This is a genomic window from Paenibacillus sp. JT22N12, assembly GCF_056269365.1.
Genome location: NZ_JBWDNU010000015.1, coordinates 111,756 through 127,824, shown reverse-complemented (window position 1 = coordinate 127,824; position 16,069 = coordinate 111,756). Strand labels below are relative to the sequence as shown.

At 51.5% G+C, this 16,069-nt stretch carries 16 protein-coding genes; 5 read left to right on the top strand and 11 right to left on the bottom strand.

From position 1 onward, the window contains the following. Nucleotides 1-33: 33 nt before the first annotated feature. The 7 genes from AC0YOA_RS32965 to AC0YOA_RS32935 all read right to left on the bottom strand — a co-directional run bounded on the left by AC0YOA_RS32965 (nucleotide 34) and on the right by AC0YOA_RS32935 (nucleotide 8,183). Nucleotides 34-1,629 carry a spore germination protein gene (locus AC0YOA_RS32965; protein WP_475790195.1) on the bottom strand — a complete coding sequence of 532 codons (1,596 nt, stop codon included), beginning with the start codon at nucleotides 1,627-1,629 and terminating at the stop codon, nucleotides 34-36. Nucleotides 1,630-1,887: 258 nt separating this feature from the next. Next, entirely contained in the window at nucleotides 1,888-3,045 is a 1,158-nt protein-coding gene (locus AC0YOA_RS32960) for a peptidylprolyl isomerase (RefSeq protein WP_475790194.1), read from the bottom strand. A gap of 209 nt (nucleotides 3,046-3,254) precedes the next feature. Continuing rightward, on the bottom strand, nucleotides 3,255-4,226 hold the full coding sequence (locus AC0YOA_RS32955; RefSeq protein ID WP_475790193.1) for an aldo/keto reductase: 972 nt from the start codon (nucleotides 4,224-4,226) through the stop codon (nucleotides 3,255-3,257). A gap of 221 nt (nucleotides 4,227-4,447) precedes the next feature. After that, a complete protein-coding gene (gene msrA / locus AC0YOA_RS32950; protein ID WP_475790192.1) occupies nucleotides 4,448-5,437 on the bottom strand; it encodes a peptide-methionine (S)-S-oxide reductase MsrA in 990 nt (329 codons plus the stop codon). Nucleotides 5,438-5,475: 38 nt separating this feature from the next. After that, on the bottom strand, nucleotides 5,476-6,033 hold the full coding sequence (locus AC0YOA_RS32945) for an NUDIX domain-containing protein (RefSeq protein ID WP_475767547.1): 558 nt from the start codon (nucleotides 6,031-6,033) through the stop codon (nucleotides 5,476-5,478). 155 nt (nucleotides 6,034-6,188) lie between these two features. Then, nucleotides 6,189-6,836, bottom strand: a complete 648-nt coding sequence (locus AC0YOA_RS32940; RefSeq protein ID WP_475790191.1) for a cell wall hydrolase — start codon at nucleotides 6,834-6,836, stop codon at nucleotides 6,189-6,191. A gap of 123 nt (nucleotides 6,837-6,959) precedes the next feature. Continuing rightward, nucleotides 6,960-8,183: an FAD-dependent monooxygenase gene (locus tag AC0YOA_RS32935; protein WP_475790190.1), complete on the bottom strand. Its 1,224-nt coding sequence runs from the start codon at nucleotides 8,181-8,183 to the stop codon at nucleotides 6,960-6,962. Between the two features lie 219 nt (nucleotides 8,184-8,402). Here AC0YOA_RS32935 and xerS point away from each other — a divergent pair, with 219 nt between their 5' ends. Further along, on the top strand, nucleotides 8,403-9,488 hold the full coding sequence (gene xerS / locus AC0YOA_RS32930) for a tyrosine recombinase XerS (RefSeq protein ID WP_210039719.1): 1,086 nt from the start codon (nucleotides 8,403-8,405) through the stop codon (nucleotides 9,486-9,488). 4 nt (nucleotides 9,489-9,492) lie between these two features. Here the strand turns inward: xerS and AC0YOA_RS32925 are convergent, their stop codons facing one another. Continuing rightward, nucleotides 9,493-10,110 carry a hypothetical protein gene (locus AC0YOA_RS32925; protein ID WP_475790189.1) on the bottom strand — a complete coding sequence of 206 codons (618 nt, stop codon included), beginning with the start codon at nucleotides 10,108-10,110 and terminating at the stop codon, nucleotides 9,493-9,495. A gap of 106 nt (nucleotides 10,111-10,216) precedes the next feature. Between AC0YOA_RS32925 and AC0YOA_RS32920 the strand changes: the two genes are divergently transcribed. Beyond that, nucleotides 10,217-10,507: a DUF3817 domain-containing protein gene (locus AC0YOA_RS32920; protein WP_475767556.1), complete on the top strand. Its 291-nt coding sequence runs from the start codon at nucleotides 10,217-10,219 to the stop codon at nucleotides 10,505-10,507. 22 nt (nucleotides 10,508-10,529) lie between these two features. Here AC0YOA_RS32920 and AC0YOA_RS32915 read toward each other — a convergent pair whose 3' ends face one another. The 3 genes from AC0YOA_RS32915 to AC0YOA_RS32905 all read right to left on the bottom strand — a co-directional run bounded on the left by AC0YOA_RS32915 (nucleotide 10,530) and on the right by AC0YOA_RS32905 (nucleotide 13,473). Next, entirely contained in the window at nucleotides 10,530-11,276 is a 747-nt protein-coding gene (locus AC0YOA_RS32915; protein WP_475790188.1) for an SDR family NAD(P)-dependent oxidoreductase, read from the bottom strand. A gap of 64 nt (nucleotides 11,277-11,340) precedes the next feature. After that, on the bottom strand, nucleotides 11,341-11,706 hold the full coding sequence (locus tag AC0YOA_RS32910; protein ID WP_475790187.1) for a VOC family protein: 366 nt from the start codon (nucleotides 11,704-11,706) through the stop codon (nucleotides 11,341-11,343). Between the two features lie 45 nt (nucleotides 11,707-11,751). Beyond that, nucleotides 11,752-13,473, bottom strand: coding sequence for a proline--tRNA ligase (locus AC0YOA_RS32905; protein ID WP_475790186.1), 1,722 nt, complete (start codon nucleotides 13,471-13,473; stop codon nucleotides 11,752-11,754). A 632-nt stretch (nucleotides 13,474-14,105) separates the two neighbouring features. Between AC0YOA_RS32905 and AC0YOA_RS32900 the strand changes: the two genes are divergently transcribed. The 3 genes from AC0YOA_RS32900 to AC0YOA_RS32890 all read left to right on the top strand — a co-directional run bounded on the left by AC0YOA_RS32900 (nucleotide 14,106) and on the right by AC0YOA_RS32890 (nucleotide 15,989). After that, the gene (locus tag AC0YOA_RS32900) at nucleotides 14,106-14,588 is read left to right on the top strand and encodes an Lrp/AsnC family transcriptional regulator (protein ID WP_475767563.1); all 483 of its coding nucleotides are present in this window, start codon (nucleotides 14,106-14,108) and stop codon (nucleotides 14,586-14,588) included. A gap of 3 nt (nucleotides 14,589-14,591) precedes the next feature. Then, entirely contained in the window at nucleotides 14,592-15,206 is a 615-nt protein-coding gene (locus AC0YOA_RS32895) for a chromate transporter (RefSeq protein ID WP_475790185.1), read from the top strand. A gap of 231 nt (nucleotides 15,207-15,437) precedes the next feature. After that, nucleotides 15,438-15,989, top strand: a complete 552-nt coding sequence (locus tag AC0YOA_RS32890) for a chromate transporter (RefSeq protein WP_475790184.1) — start codon at nucleotides 15,438-15,440, stop codon at nucleotides 15,987-15,989. The last annotated feature ends 80 nt before the right edge of the window (nucleotides 15,990-16,069 follow it).

Genomic DNA, 16,069 nt, shown 5'->3' with positions numbered 1-16,069 from the left:
TCTGAAGTTCCTTTCCTCACCGCGTTTCACGTCCTAATTGCTCTCGGATGGCCGCTTCCCCCGAGTTGGACTTGGTTTCTGTCCAGCAGGTTCGCGCACTGGATTGTTTAAATCCGCTGCCTGTGGACGGCGGGTTTTAGCCCATACGGGTGCCCGTATGAAGATATCCTTCACATTCATGAAAGTGAGCGGTGCTATTGGTGTAAAATAAGGGACGCCGAACGAACGCAAGGAAGCAACATGCAGCAGGATGCCAAGAAATCCAAGTACAATCCCATAAAGTCCGAACGTACCGGCCAAGAACAGCATCGGAAAGCGCAGTAACCGGATGCCATTGGCAAAACTATATCGTGGAATCGTAAACGCCGCGATACCGGTGATGGATACGATAATGACGACCGGAGCAGATATAATTCCCGCCTGCACGGCCGCCTGGCCGATAACCAATGCCCCTACGATGCTTATCGCTTGACCAAGCTGTTTGGGTAAACGAATTCCCGCTTCCCGCAGTGCCTCGAAAGTGATTTCCATCAGAAAAGCCTCGACCAGAGCCGGGAACGGAACAGCCTCCCTTGAAGACGCAATACTCAGCACGAGATTAGTCGGAATCATTTCCTGATGGTAGGTCGTAACCGCAACATAGAGGGGAGGAGCGAATATGGCGATGAATATGAAGAGGAATCGAATCCATCGCACAAAGGTTGCAATGGGCCAGCGATCATAGTAATCCTCACTGGCTTGAAGTCCGGTCCAGAACGTCATGGGGACAATTAATACAAATGGGGTATTATCAACTAGAATAGCTATTTTTCCTTCCAGCAGCTCCGCAGCTACCACATCAGGCCGTTCCGTACTATGTACTTGTGGAAAAGGCGAGTAAGGCAAATCCTCGATAAATTCCTCCACATAGCCTGAGTCGAGAATTCCGTCAATTTGAATCCGGGTTACCCTTTTTCGAACTTCCTCTACTAATGATTCGGGAACAATACCCGCGATATAAGTGATGACAACCTGGGTTTGAGAGAGCTCCCCAATCGTATTGGATTCCATTTTCAATCGCGATGTTTTTAGCCTGCTGCGCAATAATCCTATATTCGTCGAAAGGTTCTCAATGAATCCATCCCTGGGACCACGAATAACGGGTTCTGAAGAAGGTTCTTCAAGACTTCGCTGTTTATTGCCATTTACCTTGACCATCATGGCATTGCTGTCCGCTCTTGTAAGAACGATAGCATGACCATTTAACACATGACGAACAATGTCAGTTACGTCTGATGTAATATCCGTCGAGCCTACGGAGATAATCTCATCATCCAGAGCTGCTGCTTTTTCATTTATCAAATCATCTTTAGTGGTAGATTTAGCAATCATTGGCTTTAATATATGATCGTCAATCATCTTTTCATCAACAAGACTTGGGAAATATAGGACAAGCCATTGATTTTCTCCAGCCAGCAGAACTTTACGGAAAACGATATCGGAGCTGTTTTGAAATATACGCTTAAAAATCAACTCATTTTGCTCTAAATCCGATGTTAGCCTGGAGTTCTCTTCATCTTCAGAATAGTCATCCTCCGGTATATTTGGATACCCGGGTTTAATGCGTACTCTCTTCTTAAACCGTTTCACTGAATAGCCCCCCCAAAGCAAACACTGATACATGTATTTTCCCATTTTTCGTCAGAAATATTCTTGAGCCCACGAAGGTCAAGGTTATACGCTATTTTTATTGAACTCCTGAAGATCCGGCAGACTGCAAACAGGCCAAATGGATAAGTTCCCTGCATGGGAATATTCCATTTGGCCTGTTATATTGGAATCATGAAGTCATTTAACCGACTGGGGCATTATTGTGTTTGAAGCAAGCTGCTGCTATATAGTAAAAGATTATGCCAGGTCGATTTTGGTTATTTTGCCGGGAAGCTCTTTGTTCATAAAATTGCTCATGGCCTCTGCAGCGATCATTTTTTTGATCTCCAGCTTGTCCTCGGCAGACAACTGCTCGAAGGTTTTCGTATCACGCTTCTCCACCTTGATAACATGGTAGCCGAAATCCGATTTGACCGGCGCCCCGACCGTGCCGATTGGCTGAGTATTGGCTGCAACCTTGAATTCGGCAACCCATGCATTGGACTGCTCATTCTCATATAAACCGCCATTGCCGGAAGATCCGGGATCATCGGAATATTCCTTGGCCAGCCCATTCCAGTCCCCGCCGTCATCCAGCAGCCCTTTCACCTTATTGGCACGCTCCAGTGCTTCCGCATCCGTACGTACGGTCTCGCCTGTTTGGGGATCGGACGTGGTTACCAGAATGTGCCGGACGGAAACGATATTATAATCGCTTTTGGTCTGGTCAAACCGGCTCTTGATCTGCGCATCCGTTACTTTCTTCTGCATGCTGCCGAGTGCAACAGTAATCATCGTGTAGAACTTCTTCACATCGCTCTCGGCCAGCCCTGCCTTCTCGTTGCTTGCCTTCAATTCCGCATTTTGTGCGATGTAGGCATTGTACTGCTCCATGAACTGGGTTAACCCGTTCTGGTCTTCCGCACTCAGCGGTTTACCCGCAACCGGCCCGTACAGCAGCTTGTAGCCGATATATTCACGGAGGAACTGCTCTTTGGCCGCCGGATCATTCAAGTATGCCGCGGTATCCGGGTTAACAATGCTGAAGAATAAGGTATATTTCGCAAATTCCGTGTTGGTGACCTTGCCGCCGGAATAGGTAGCGATCACTTTCTCCACAACAGCGCCGGGTGCGGCTGCGCCGCTTTTAATCTCGATGGTTTTCAGCTTCGTATTCCAGTTCACACTTGCCCCGACCAGCTTCCCGATATCCTTCAGATAAACATAAGTTTTACCGTCGTAGGTTAAGGTTGGATTGGCCAGGGTCGCGGCTTTGCCATTGACTGTAATTTTCGTGTTTTTGTTCAGCATGGCCTTGATCGCCTGAATGCCGTCATCGGCAAAAACGGCTGAGGAAGCGGTTAATAATGAACCGACAACCGCGCCGATTACGAACGGCCTGATGGACTTCTTCATTATGTATTTCTCCTTTCGGGTATAAAGAGCTCTGCATAATTATAGCATTATAACTATGGAAATATAGGCGGCTGCGGCAAATCTTTTTGCCTGCGGAACCGGTTCATATCAAGAGCGGATTCCAAGGCCCGACAAGCCTGCCGGCAGAAGACCAAAAAAACCGCGCCATCCTTCCGGCGCGGTTCAATTCATTAATTCATACTGCTTTCTCAGGCCTGATAGAAGTTGCGGATCCAGCGATGCGCTCCCAGCTTCGCCACCTGCTCCTTCGGCAATCCATTGCCGTCGCCGAAGCTCATGTTGCTCTCGACATTGCGGATCGAACGCATACCCGGGATGACCGTCGAGACGGCCGGATGACTAAGAACAAAACGCAGCGCGGCTTCGGGAATCCCCTCCGCTGCAATGCCCAGATCTGCGGCAATCTGCTGTACTCTGTCAAATACCTGCTGCTTTCGTTCGCCGCGGAAATAGCCGTTGCGGAAGTCTCCCTCTTCGAAGGTCGTTTCCGGCGTGATCCGTCCTGTCAGTCCGCCCTCATCCAGCGCTACACGGACAATAACGCCTACATTATGCTTCTCACAGGCCGGCAGCAGCTGATCCTGCGGACTTTGATCGAAAATATTATAAATAACCTGAACGGTATCCACGATTCCGGATTCCACCAGTTTAATCGCGCTCTCCGGCTGATGGTCGTTAATCGATACACCGAAGAAACGTATTTTGCCCTGCTCCTTCAACTTGCGGACACCCTCGAGCCAATCCCCCTGCTCCAGCCAGTCATCCGACCATACATGAAACTGCTGAATGTCGATGCGCTCCAGACCCAGGTTGCTCAGGCTCTGCTCGGTGCTTGCCATTACATGCTCGGCTGTGAAGGTTTCATTGGCGGGAACACCTGCGCGTGCAGGCCATTGAGAGTTCTTCGGCGGAATCTTGGTGGCGACGTAGATCTTCTCCTTCGACTCCCGGACCACTTGTCCAACCAGCTTCTCGCTGTGCCCGTTGCCGTAACCAAGCGCGGTATCGATGAAATTAAGACCGAGCTCAATCGAGCGGTTCAATGCTTGCAGGGATTCCTCGTCAGATGCCCCGATCCACGATGTCTTGCCAATGCCCCATGCGCCGTATCCAATCTCCGACACCTTCAGTCCGGTCTTGCCAAGGGTTCTATAGTTCATCTATCCTGCGCCTCCATTTCATTTGGACCGGCAGTCCGTGCAAGCTCCGGTCTATCTTCATTATAGAGAATACCATAATCTGTGGTAAGGGCTGAAATAGGATTCACTTACTTACTTTCAGTTTACCAAGAAGACGTAAAAAACAAATCCCCCTCATTTCCTGCAGCAGAAAATGAAGGGGGATGCGATAAATGGATGTCAGGCGGGTGAGGGCCGGGTATTTATTTGAACAGAGATAAATATTGCCCGTAGCCTTCCTGCTCCAGATCCATCTTGGGAATGAACCGCAGCGCGGCGGAATTTATGCAGTAGCGCAATCCGCTTGGACCGGGACCATCATTGAACACATGACCCAGATGGGAATCCGCTTCCTTGCTCCGTACCTCCGTGCGGATCATCATATGGGTGAGATCCTGTTTCTCCTTCACATGTCCGCTGACGACAGGCTTGGTGAAGCTCGGCCAGCCGCAATTGGAATCGAATTTGTCCAGCGAGCTGAACAGCGGCTCTCCCGAAACAATATCCACGTAGAGGCCTTCGCCGTTAAAATCCCAGAATTCATTGCGGAAAGGAGGCTCGGTTCCGTTATTTTGCGTCACCTCGTATTGAATCGGGGTTAGCTGCTCCCTGCGTTTGGCTTTATCCTTATCTGTATTCCAGCGGCTTTTAATAAACGCGTCGCGGCCGGAGCCCTTGCGGTACATCCGGTACCGCAGCGGATTCTTCTTGTGATAATCCTGATGGTAATCCTCTGCCGGGTAAAAAGGCTTGGCTGGAACAATCTCCGTTACGATCGGTCCGTCGAACCGCCCGCTCTCTTCAAGCTTGAGTCTGGATTTCTCCGCCGTCAAACGCTGCTCCTCCGTGTGATAGAAGATCGCCGTCCGGTAGGAGGAGCCGCGGTCGTGAAATTGCCCGCCGGCATCGGTGGGATCAATTTGCATCCAATACGTATCCAGCAGCTTCTCATAAGAATAAATCTGTGGATCAAACGCGATTTGAACCACCTCGGCATGGCCTGTCGTTTCGGAGCACACCTCTTTATAGGTCGGGTTGACGGTATGTCCGCCCATATAACCGGAAACGACGCTGATAATGCCCGGCGTCTCCTCGAATGGAGTCACCATGCACCAGAAGCAGCCGCCGGCGAAAGTTGCCAATTCATACAGATCCGCTGCTTCATCCAGCTGCTGTTCATTTTCCAAACTCATCTTTATCCCCTCGCTTTTTCCTGGCTGAGCCAGAATGATTATATGCGGAACAATCCATAGCCATTGAGCGGAACTATCGGCTGTTCATCAATCTTGAGACCATCTTCCTGAGAGTCGAGAGCTACCTTCACGAGCCACTTGGTAAAGCCCGCTACATTCATCGTTGCCATTTCTTCAAGACTGTAAAACCCGGCTGCATCCACTTCAAACTGGTCGGGAGTCGGCTCGCCTGAGACATATTCCATCGAGAACGCAATATAAACATTATGAATCCGGCTTGGCTGATCGCGGACCGCTACAAGACTTTTCACAACGGCTTCAACGCCCGTTTCCTCAAGAACCTCGCGGCAAATCGTCTCATGAATCAGTTCGTTTTGTTCGATATAACCGCCTGGCGTGGTCCAGTATCCTTTGCCCGGCTCCTGGGCGCGCCGCACGAGCAGCACCTTGTCTTCCTTCACGACAAGCGCACCGACCCCTACGCTGTAATTACCCCAATGAACGAAGCTGCAAGCGGTGCATGCGCTGCGGGGTGTGCCGTCCACATCCCGGAGCTCCATCGCGCTGCCGCAGGTCATGCAATATTTTGCCTCCATAAGTGCTTCACCCTGTCCGTGTTTTATATATAGCGACTGTTACCCTGTGATATCCGTATGCCAGATTAATTATATACCATTATGTTCCCCAGCAAAAACATCAAAAAAAATCCGCACCTGACAGGGCGGATTTTAAAGTTCGGGCATGCTTGCTGCTAGACGGCAAAGGAATGGCTGCCGATCTTCTCGAGGACCTTTCGCGTAAAGATCCATTTGGAAGTGGCGGTGTCGGGATTATAGTAATAAAGCGCATTATGGGTGGGATCCGAGCCTCTGACGGCGTCACGGGCCGCTTTAAAGGCAGTCTCGTCCGGAATCAGCCAATATTGGCCGTCAGCAACAGCCGAGAACGCATGAGGCTCCATGATGACTTCCGAGACCGAATGCGGAAACAAGGGAGAATGCAGCCTGTTCATCACAACGGCGCCGACCGCAACCTGTCCCTTGTAGTCTTCTCCTCTGGCTTCGCCATAAATTACCCGGGCCAGCATCGCAAGCTCCGGCTTGCTGACCGTAACCTTCCTGAGCGCCGCCCAAGTCGCCGGTCCTGCGATTCCATCGCTACTCAGCCCGTGAGCTTGTTGAAAACGCATGACGGCCTGAGAGGTCTCTTTACCAAAGGACTGCGTTAATGCACCTTTGAAATAATCCAGAAGCTGCAGCCTGAATTGCAAATCCGGCACATCCTGACTCTTGCTGCCAAGCTGAAGCGTCTTGGGAGCCACAGCCTCGGAATGACTGCAGGTTGCAGCCAGCGCTGCGGCCGTAAACAATATGACGAGCAGTGAAATTTGTTTGAACATTCCTGATAATTCCTCCATACTCCATTCAATTTGCCCGGTTCATCTCCTGCGGAAACGTTCGGCTGATGAATTGTAGCATGGATAATGGTAAAAGATGCTTATTGCTAGTTTTTTTTAATCATCTTAAAAATCTCTCATATGGCCGGAAATATCATAACCTGCCACCCAATCCAGCCGGTTGGCCATAAACCCGGATGGCAGCGCCCGAAGGATCATATTGCGAAGGCCAAGCGCGGCCGGATGTTCCAGCTGAACCATCCTTGCCATGCGGCGGGACTGTCTGACTATCCGTGTCGTACGGGGAATTCGGCTCAGCTCGTAGGCGCGCAGTGCCGACATGATATCATCCCCGGATATGGAGATCTTCCTTAAATGATAGGCCAGTATAACTGCATCCTCAATAGCCTGCGCGCCTCCTTGACCAAGGTTCGGCAGCATGGGGTGAGCAGCGTCGCCAAGGAGTGTAACACGCCCGCTGCTCCAGGTCTTAAGCGGCTCGCGGTCAAACAGATCATGGGAGAGAATGGCTTCTTCGTCCGTGGCCGCTATAACGGCCTCAATCGGACTATGCCAGCCTTTAAAATACGTTAAAGCCGCCTTTTTCCTCTCTCCCGGCAGAGCCTGCGTGCCCCTCGGTGCATTGACGGCTCCAAACCAGAAGACGCGTCCCTCACCCAAATGGGAAAATCCAAAGCGCCTGCCTGGGCCCCAGGCCTCGAATCCGCCGCCGATATCAATGGGATACCGGCTGTCCTGGAATTCCGCAATCCCTCTCAGCGCTGTGAAGCCTCCATATTGGAGAGGACTGCCGCCAAAGCCCATGACCTGCTCCCTGACGACGGAATTCACCCCATCGCAGCCGATCAGCACAGCCGCCTCATGCTCTTCCCCATTCTCAAACACGGCATGGACGCAATGTCTGCGGTTCTCCAGCCCCTTAAGTTTGACGCCCAAATGTATATCCGTCTCCGGCATCGATGCAAGATGATTATAGAGAGTATGCTGAAGCGCTGCCCGGTGAATCAGATAGCCAGGTGTTCCATACCGGACGGCTTGTTCCGCAGCCGGTAGAACGGTCAGTATCCGGCCGTCATGCGTGCGGATCTCTGCTTTGCCGACGGCGGCTCCCCTGAATCGGATCTCTCTACCCACACCGAGCAAGTCCAGCGCTTTCATCGCGTTGGCCGCAAGCACAATACCGGCTCCAAGGTCAGCCAATTCATGCGCTTTGTCAAACAACCTTACATGCCAGCCGTTCTGCCGCAGAGCTATGGCAGCGCTCAATCCGCCAATACCTGCGCCAATCACAATTGCCTCTCTGCTGATTGGCGGTGCAGCTGCAATCATATCGTTGTCCCCCTTATGACACCTAGCGCCGCCGGTTTTTCCTCACTAACATTGGAAAGAAGGTTTAAATTGCGATATCCGTCATGCGATCAAATGTTCCCTATTCCGGTTTACATCGACCAGTACCTGCATTACAATGAAGCTATCATCATACATATCGCTGCAAGCTGCATCATGGATTGAAAGAATCATCCTAAGAAAACCTGAGGTGAGATGAAGTTGAATGTGATCAAGCTGAAGGACCGGCAGGAACTGGACCGCAAAACGCCTTCCATGCCATGGTATATAGAGAAATTCATCAATTATAAATTACCGGATCTTTCCCCGTCCTCCCTGCTTGAATACGTCAGGGACTACGAGACTTTTCTGTCCTGGATGCTGGCGGAAGGGCTTGCCGCAGGTCCGTCCATGCGGGATGTGCAATTGGAGGAGCTGGAGAAGCTGCATATGGACAGCATCGATCAGTTCAAGATGTTTCTGGCTACCCGCCGGGAGCATGCCAACAGCAGGACAACCATATCGCGCAAGCTTTCCTCCCTGCGCTCGCTTTTTCATTATTTGAGCCAGATTGCCGAGGACGAAGAGTTTTATCCGCTCTTGAAGCGCAATGTCATGGCCAAAGTCTCGATCAAACGGGCGAACAAGCCCAAGGATACCGCGGCCAAGCTTGAGGGCAAGCTGCTGCAGGAGCGGGAAATTGACGAGTTTATCCGGTATATTCATGAGGATTACGGTTCGGACGCCGCGGCGAACAAACAGGCCATGTATTCCTATATGCTCAACCGGATCCGGGATACCTGCATTGTCAGTCTTATCCTCAATTCCGGGCTGCGCGTATCTGAGATCGTCAATATGAATACCGACGATCTCGATATGAAGAAGAAGCTGCTTTATGTGTTTCGAAAAGGGAAAAACGATGACACCTTCAAGACGCCGGTTTATTTCCGTCAGGAAGCCATGCATGATCTGCAGCTGTATCTCTCCCAGCGCGAATCGCAATACAAGGCGCCCAAGCGCGAGAAGGCGCTGTTTCTGGCCATCGCCAACGGCAGAAGCGAGGGCTCACGCATGACCAAGCGGGCCATTCAGGAAATGGTGATCAAGTATGCCAAGCGGTTCGGAAAGCCGTATCTCTCGGTCCACAAGCTGCGGCATTCCTTTGCAACCGATTATTACTTGCGCAACGACCTGTACAAGACCCAGGAGCAGCTTGGCCACGCTTCGCCGGAAACGACACAGATCTATGCCCATCTCACGGACCGTACCATGGCAGAGGCGATCGACCGCCAGAAGCGCGACGATTAATTGCTCAAATAAAGTCGATCTGCTGGTCCAGAATAATTTCCTCAACAGATGTTTCCGGAAACACCTGGGAAGGTATGAGCGAAAATTCCACAGTCTTCAGGTCATCCGGCAGGGCAGGCGCAATATGGAAGGTCATTGTCGTCTGTGCTCCGTTACCGCCCATGCTGCTCCGATTTACGATATAATCCTGCTCTCCTATGATTTCAAGTGTCAGATTTGCTTTAATGCGCGTATGGCTGCTGCTGTCGGCATTTTCTCTTCTGTTGTTTATTTCCAGATAAGCGACACTTACATGCTCATGCTGCATGGCATGCGTCAATATATAGTCTATATGATCTTTTGTCACCTTCTTCATAATGGGAACCACACCCTTCAAATCACCGGTACTGTCAGGCATAACAGGCCGGGTGCGTTCCTGGATATTCTGAAAAAAATAACTGATCTGCAAGTCCGCCATCTGGAACTGCTCGCCCCAGGCCTGCACCTGCTCCCAAGGCGGAAAAAACCTGCGGTTTCCGGTGAGTGCCTTCCTCTCCTTTATAAGAGACAACATCTTCTCGTCAATTGATTTGATTTGATCATTATATTCGTTCGGAATTGCTCTTAGTTCGGACCACACCATTCAACATTCACCCTTTCGTAACATAATTGGCGGACCCTATCACCATCGCAGCCGTATAGATAGTAGAATCATATCATGATACGAAACGTGGAGGTATTTTAATTCAATGCTCAAAACTGCAATCGGACGATTAAGATGGATCGGCAATGTGGAAGGCGTCTCTTATCTCGTACTGCTGCTCATCGCCATGCCCCTCAAATATTGGGCCGACATCCCCATTGCCGTAACCATCGCAGGCGCGCTGCATGGACTGCTCTTCACGCTGTTTCTTCTGGCTCTGCTTCATGCCTGGATCGTCAGAAAATGGTCCTTCCTGTTTGTCTTTATCGCTTTTCTTTCCGCCTTTATCCCGCTCGGAACCTTCTTTCTAGACGCCAGACTGCGCAAGGAAGCCTAGCTGTCTTCAGCCCATTCGCTTGCTAGTGCTCGTAGATCATTTTACGGGTCATCCCGCCATCTACCGTCATGTTCAAGCCTGTCACAAAATCATTCTCCGGATCCGTCAAATACATGCAAGCACGGATGATGTCGCCGGGATGTCCGACACGTCCTGCGGGATGCTGCTCATGATCAACCGGACGCAGTTCCGCATAATTGCCTGTTTCGATCCATCCCGGACTGATGCAGTTGACGGTAATATGATCGGGTCCAAGCGATACAGCCAGCGAATGAGTGATGGCGACTATGCCTCCCTTCGTGGCGGCATAAGCCTCGCTGTTAGGCTCGGACATGGCCGCCCGTGTAGAGGCAATATTGACAATCCGGCCGCCGCCGCCGGATTTCATCCGCTTCGCAGCCTCGCGGGAGCAGAGGAAGGTGCCGCGCAAATTGACATGAACGACACTGTCCCATTCGTCGACCGACAGCTCGTAAGGGGATTTCGTTATGCCGAATCCTGCGTTGTTAATAAGAATATCGACCGTTCCGTACAATTCCCCGATACTCTCAAACAGCTGCACAATCTGGCCGGGCTGGCTCAAATCCGCTTCAATGAATTGGGCCAGAGCGCCGGTTTGCGTGAGTCTCCGGGCCAGAATTGGCCCCTTCTCGTTCTCGATGTCCGTCATAATTACCTGTGCTCCCGCTTCGGCGTAGGCTTTGGACAATTCACTGCCAATGCCTCCTGATGCTCCAGTCACCACAACTACTTTTCCTTCATACTTCATGCGGAATTCAACTCCTTATTTCGCAAAAATTTATGGACTTCAGCTGCTGCTTGACAAGACGGAGCTAGCGGATACGCTGAATGCATTCCATGCGGTTGCCGAAGGGGTCCCGAAATTCAAACCGCTCATAGCCCGGTATGGGTATTCCATCCAGAATCCCAATCCCCCGCTGGGCAAGCGTTGTTTCGATAAGCTTCAAATCTGTGACTTCATAGGCCAAATGGGCCTTGGTACGGGTCCGGTCCACGCCGTCCTCCGTCCCGATATGCAGGGCAAGCGGCCCTACTTCAACCCAGAAACCGCCTCTCCCGGCAAGAGAACCCGGCTTGGGAATCTCCTTTAACTGCAGCACCCCGCAATAAAAAGCTCTTGCCTGATCCTCCTGACCAGGCGGAATCGTAATCTGGGCATGATGGAAGCCGGTAATCATAACGTTTCACCCTTTCCCCGTCGCTAAACCTGTTCGAAATTGAAGTCATGCCAGCGAAGATGATCGTATCGCGCGTATACGGTCTATTACCTCTCCATGCCCGATTTGAGCACTCTCGCCCGTTCGCTCCTTCAACTCCACCAAGCCCTGGACTATTCCTTTACCGACCACAATCCGGATGGGAAGTCCGATCAGATCGGCATCCTTCAGCTTCACGCCCATCCGCTCTTCCCGGTCGTCGTAGAGCACTTCGATTCCTTCCCGCTTCAGCTGTTCGTACAGAAGCTCAGCTGCTGCGAGCTGGGCTTCATCCTGGAGGGAAACGATAATCAGATGCACATGATAAGGCGCGGTCTCGATGGGCCAGATCATCCCGTGCTGATCATGATGCTGTTCCACAATTGCCGCCAGCAGCCGGGTGACGCCAATGCCGTAGCAGCCCATAATAATCGGCCGTTCCACGCCGCCCGCATCGAGAAAACGGGCATCAAAAGCTTCACTATATTTCGTTCCTAGTTTAAATACATGTCCGAGCTCGATGCCCCGCTCCATAACCAGCCCCGCTGAGCAGCGCGGGCAGCGGTCCCCCTCCTGCGCATTGCGGAAATCGCCGACATGCTCAAGTGGGAAATCCCGCCCGGGAAGCAGATGCCGCAGATGATAATCCGCTTCGTTCGCTCCCGCTACCGCATCGTCCATCTCCGCCACATCCCGATCGACCAGAACGGTAATAGAAGCTGCGAGTCCAACCGGACCCGCAAAGCCAGGAACGGTTCCGGTCACGGCCTGAACAGCTGCGGGACTGGCCAGCTCCAGATTTTCCGCGTTCAGCCACAGCTTGACCTTCGTTTCGTTCACTTCATCGCAGCCCCTCACGAGCACGGCGGCAAGGCGCCCATCTGCGGCGGCATAAATCAGTGTTTTGATCATCTCCTGCGGCTGCTGGCCGGTGTGAGCGGTAAGCTGATCAATGGTCTTGATACCAGGAGTATGGAATCTCTCTGCAGCGGGAGTGACTGATCCCTTGATGGCGGCAGAGCCGGAGCTTTGGAACTGGGCCTTCTCCAGATTGGCGGAGTAGCCGCAGGAGCGGCATGACATAATGACATCCTCGCCCGATTCGGCCAGGGCCATGAATTCATGTGTGCCGCCTTCACCGCCAATGGAGCCGGCATCCGCTTCCACCGCCCGGAAATTCAGACCGCAGCGTTCGAAAATGCGGTGATACGCCTCATACATGGCATCGTAAGTCCGGCCCAGCCCCTCCCAATCGGTATCGAAGGAATAAGCATCCTTCATGACAAACTCGCGGCACCGCAGCAGACCAAAGCGCGGGCGGCGCTCGTCCCGGAACTTGGTCTGGATTTGATAAAGCAGCAGGGGCAGCCGTTTATAGGAGTTCACTTCCTGCTGAACGAGCGTCGTAATGACTTCTTCATGAGTCGGTCCCAGTACAAATTCTCTTCCGCTGCGATCATGCAGCCGGACCAATTCGGGGCCATATCTATCGTATCTTCCGGATTGACGCCATAAGTCGGCCGGTTGAAGCGCCGGGAGCAGGATTTCCTGCGCCTGAACCTTGTCCATCTCCTCGCGGACGATCGTCTCTACCCTGCGCAGCGCCTTCCTGCCAAGCGGCAGAAGCGAATAAACTCCTGCGGCGAGCTGCCGGATAAATCCGCCCTTCACCATCAGCTGGTGGCTGACCGCCTCGGCATCGGCAGGAACTTCTCGCAGTGTCGGGATAAACGAATGACTTTGTCTCATTGCTTTAGCACCTCCGCTACTATTGAAGTTCTCAGAATCCATCGGATACAATAAAACGCGCCCGTCCCCGGAAAGGGACGAGCGCGCTGTCTCGTGGTACCACCCTAATTTGACTATGCCAAGATTCGGCACAGCTCTCATTAGCGGATAACGGGAATATCCCGGCTGCAGATACTATGATTTCCCTGCAGCAACTACAAGGCGGGGAGCAACAGGCGGATGCCGGGAATTTTTCAGCCGATGAATTCCCTCTCTGGACGCAGGCCGCAAGCTTTTCATGATGCTTCACTACCACCCGTTAAGGACGGCAAGTATGCAATCTATTGCTCATATCCTTGATAATCGTTGTTAATTATGCCTGGGAGCCAAACCCTGACCATTTCCCAAGACCTGCAAATAAAATAACCCATCCCCATGGCAAAGTCAATCCCGGCACCTTACGCCAAGCCGATTCCTCAGATATAGACTTGTAATTCGTAAGCTATGATATAAATTTTAATTGATAACGTATGATATTCCATGTATATTTGAACATATAGTAATTAAACATGTCATTTTGCATTCAAAAAGTCATATAACAGACAGTACTTCTTTTAACCATCCCTATACATCTATTGAAAGGAGCCTCCATTATGCAAATCTCGCCAAACGCAGGGAATCCCGCGATTCAGATCGATGAAACAGACCGTAAGATTATTAAAGCCCTCAACATGAACGGGAGAATTTCATACACCGATCTGGCCAAGGATATCGGACTTTCCCGGGTTGCGGTGCAATCCAGAATCAATGCCCTCATGGAGAACGGCGTGATTGAACGTTTCACCGCCGTCATTAATCCGGAGAAAATCGGCATCCTCGTCTCCGCCTTTTTCAACGTGGAAGTGGAGCCCAAGTTTCTGCACGAGGCCGCGACGGCGCTTGCCGATGAACCTGTCGTAACCAGTCTTTACCATATGACGGGTCCCAGCAAGCTTCACATGCACGGCCTCTTTACGAATAACCAGGAGATGGAGCAGTTCATGAAGGACGTGCTCTATAAGCTTCCCGGAATCATGAGCGTGGATTGCCAGGTACTGATCAACCGATACAAAAGCCGGATGGGAATGAGGCTATAAACGATGACAGACTCTATTCAGAAAACCAGCAAACAGGATTATCGGGATTTGTCATGGGCCATGCTCAAAACCGGCATTATCGGATACGGCGGCGGTCCATCCGTTATTCCGCTCATCCAGTATGAAGCTGTAACCAAGTACAAATGGCTGGACCAAAGTGAATTCGGCGAGATATTGGCGCTTGCCAATGCGCTTCCGGGCCCTATTGCTACCAAAATGGCCGCTTATCTGGGATACCGGCTGCGTAAAAGCCCCGGCGCCTTAATCGCTCTGCTGTCGCATATTATGCCTACAGCCCTTGCCATGGTAGCGCTCATCTCCATTGTCCGGTGGCTCAGCGGCTCGGCTGTAATTGCCGGTATGATCGGAGCGGTCACCCCGGTGATCGCGGTTATGCTTGGAGTCATGGCCTATGAGTTCGCAAACAGGGCGGTCAAGGGGCTTGGCATGACAGCAGGCCTGTTCTTCTTCCTGCTGGCTTTCCTGATGATGAACGTGATCCATATTCATCCGGCTATTGTCATTGCCCTCTTCATAGCATACGGGATTGTCCATATCCGGACAGTAGCCTATCTGAAGAGCAAACGGAAAGTGAGAATGCCGGATCAGGGAAAATAACAGTGGTTTTAAAAGTCCGGTGAAAATACAGGCTGCGCATGCGGAAACGTCTTCCGATCGCTGTTGTACCCCTGAATTTTTTTTATTTTGGATACCTGTATCTGATAAATTCGGGGTACAAAGGCGAACGCTTACGCTTCTCCAGACTATTTCCGCCTGCTCCGCCAGTTAATCACCGGACTTTTAAACCCCTAGCAGATTAAGTAAAGTAACGAAAAAAGGATGTAGCGCATGAACTGGATAGAATGGATTCATCTTTTTCTGGGCTTTCTGATTTCCAATGTATTAGGCTACGGAGGCGGTCCGGCTTCCATACCGCTGATGTATCAGGAGATTGTCACGCATTACGGATGGCTGACAGACCCGCAATTTTCCAATATGCTGGCGCTCGGCAATGCCCTTCCCGGCCCTATTGCGACCAAGATTGCCGCTTATGTCGGCTATGAACTGGCTGGCTGGGCCGGCCTTGTTATTGCCTTGGCCGCCACCATCCTGCCCTCGGCAATAGCACTCATTCTGCTGCTGCAGCTGCTGCAGCGTTTCCGCAAATCCAATGCGGTGAAGGGCATTACAATACTTGTGCAGCCGGTTATCGCCATCATGATGGTGACCCTGACCTGGCAGATCGCCTCCTCGTCGATTTCTCTTATCGGCATCTGGCAGGCGTTAATCATCGCAGCGGTTGCCTTCTGGCTGATGCAGCGCAGGAAGATCCACCCTGCACTTGTCATTCTCTGTGCATTTGCCTATGGCGGCATCGCGATCGGCGTGTTTCATTTATAGGCGCAGACGGTTTCCGTAGAATGCAAACAAAAGAACCAGTCAACTTGGACTGGTTCTTTTTGAGCTCTTATTTTCTGGTC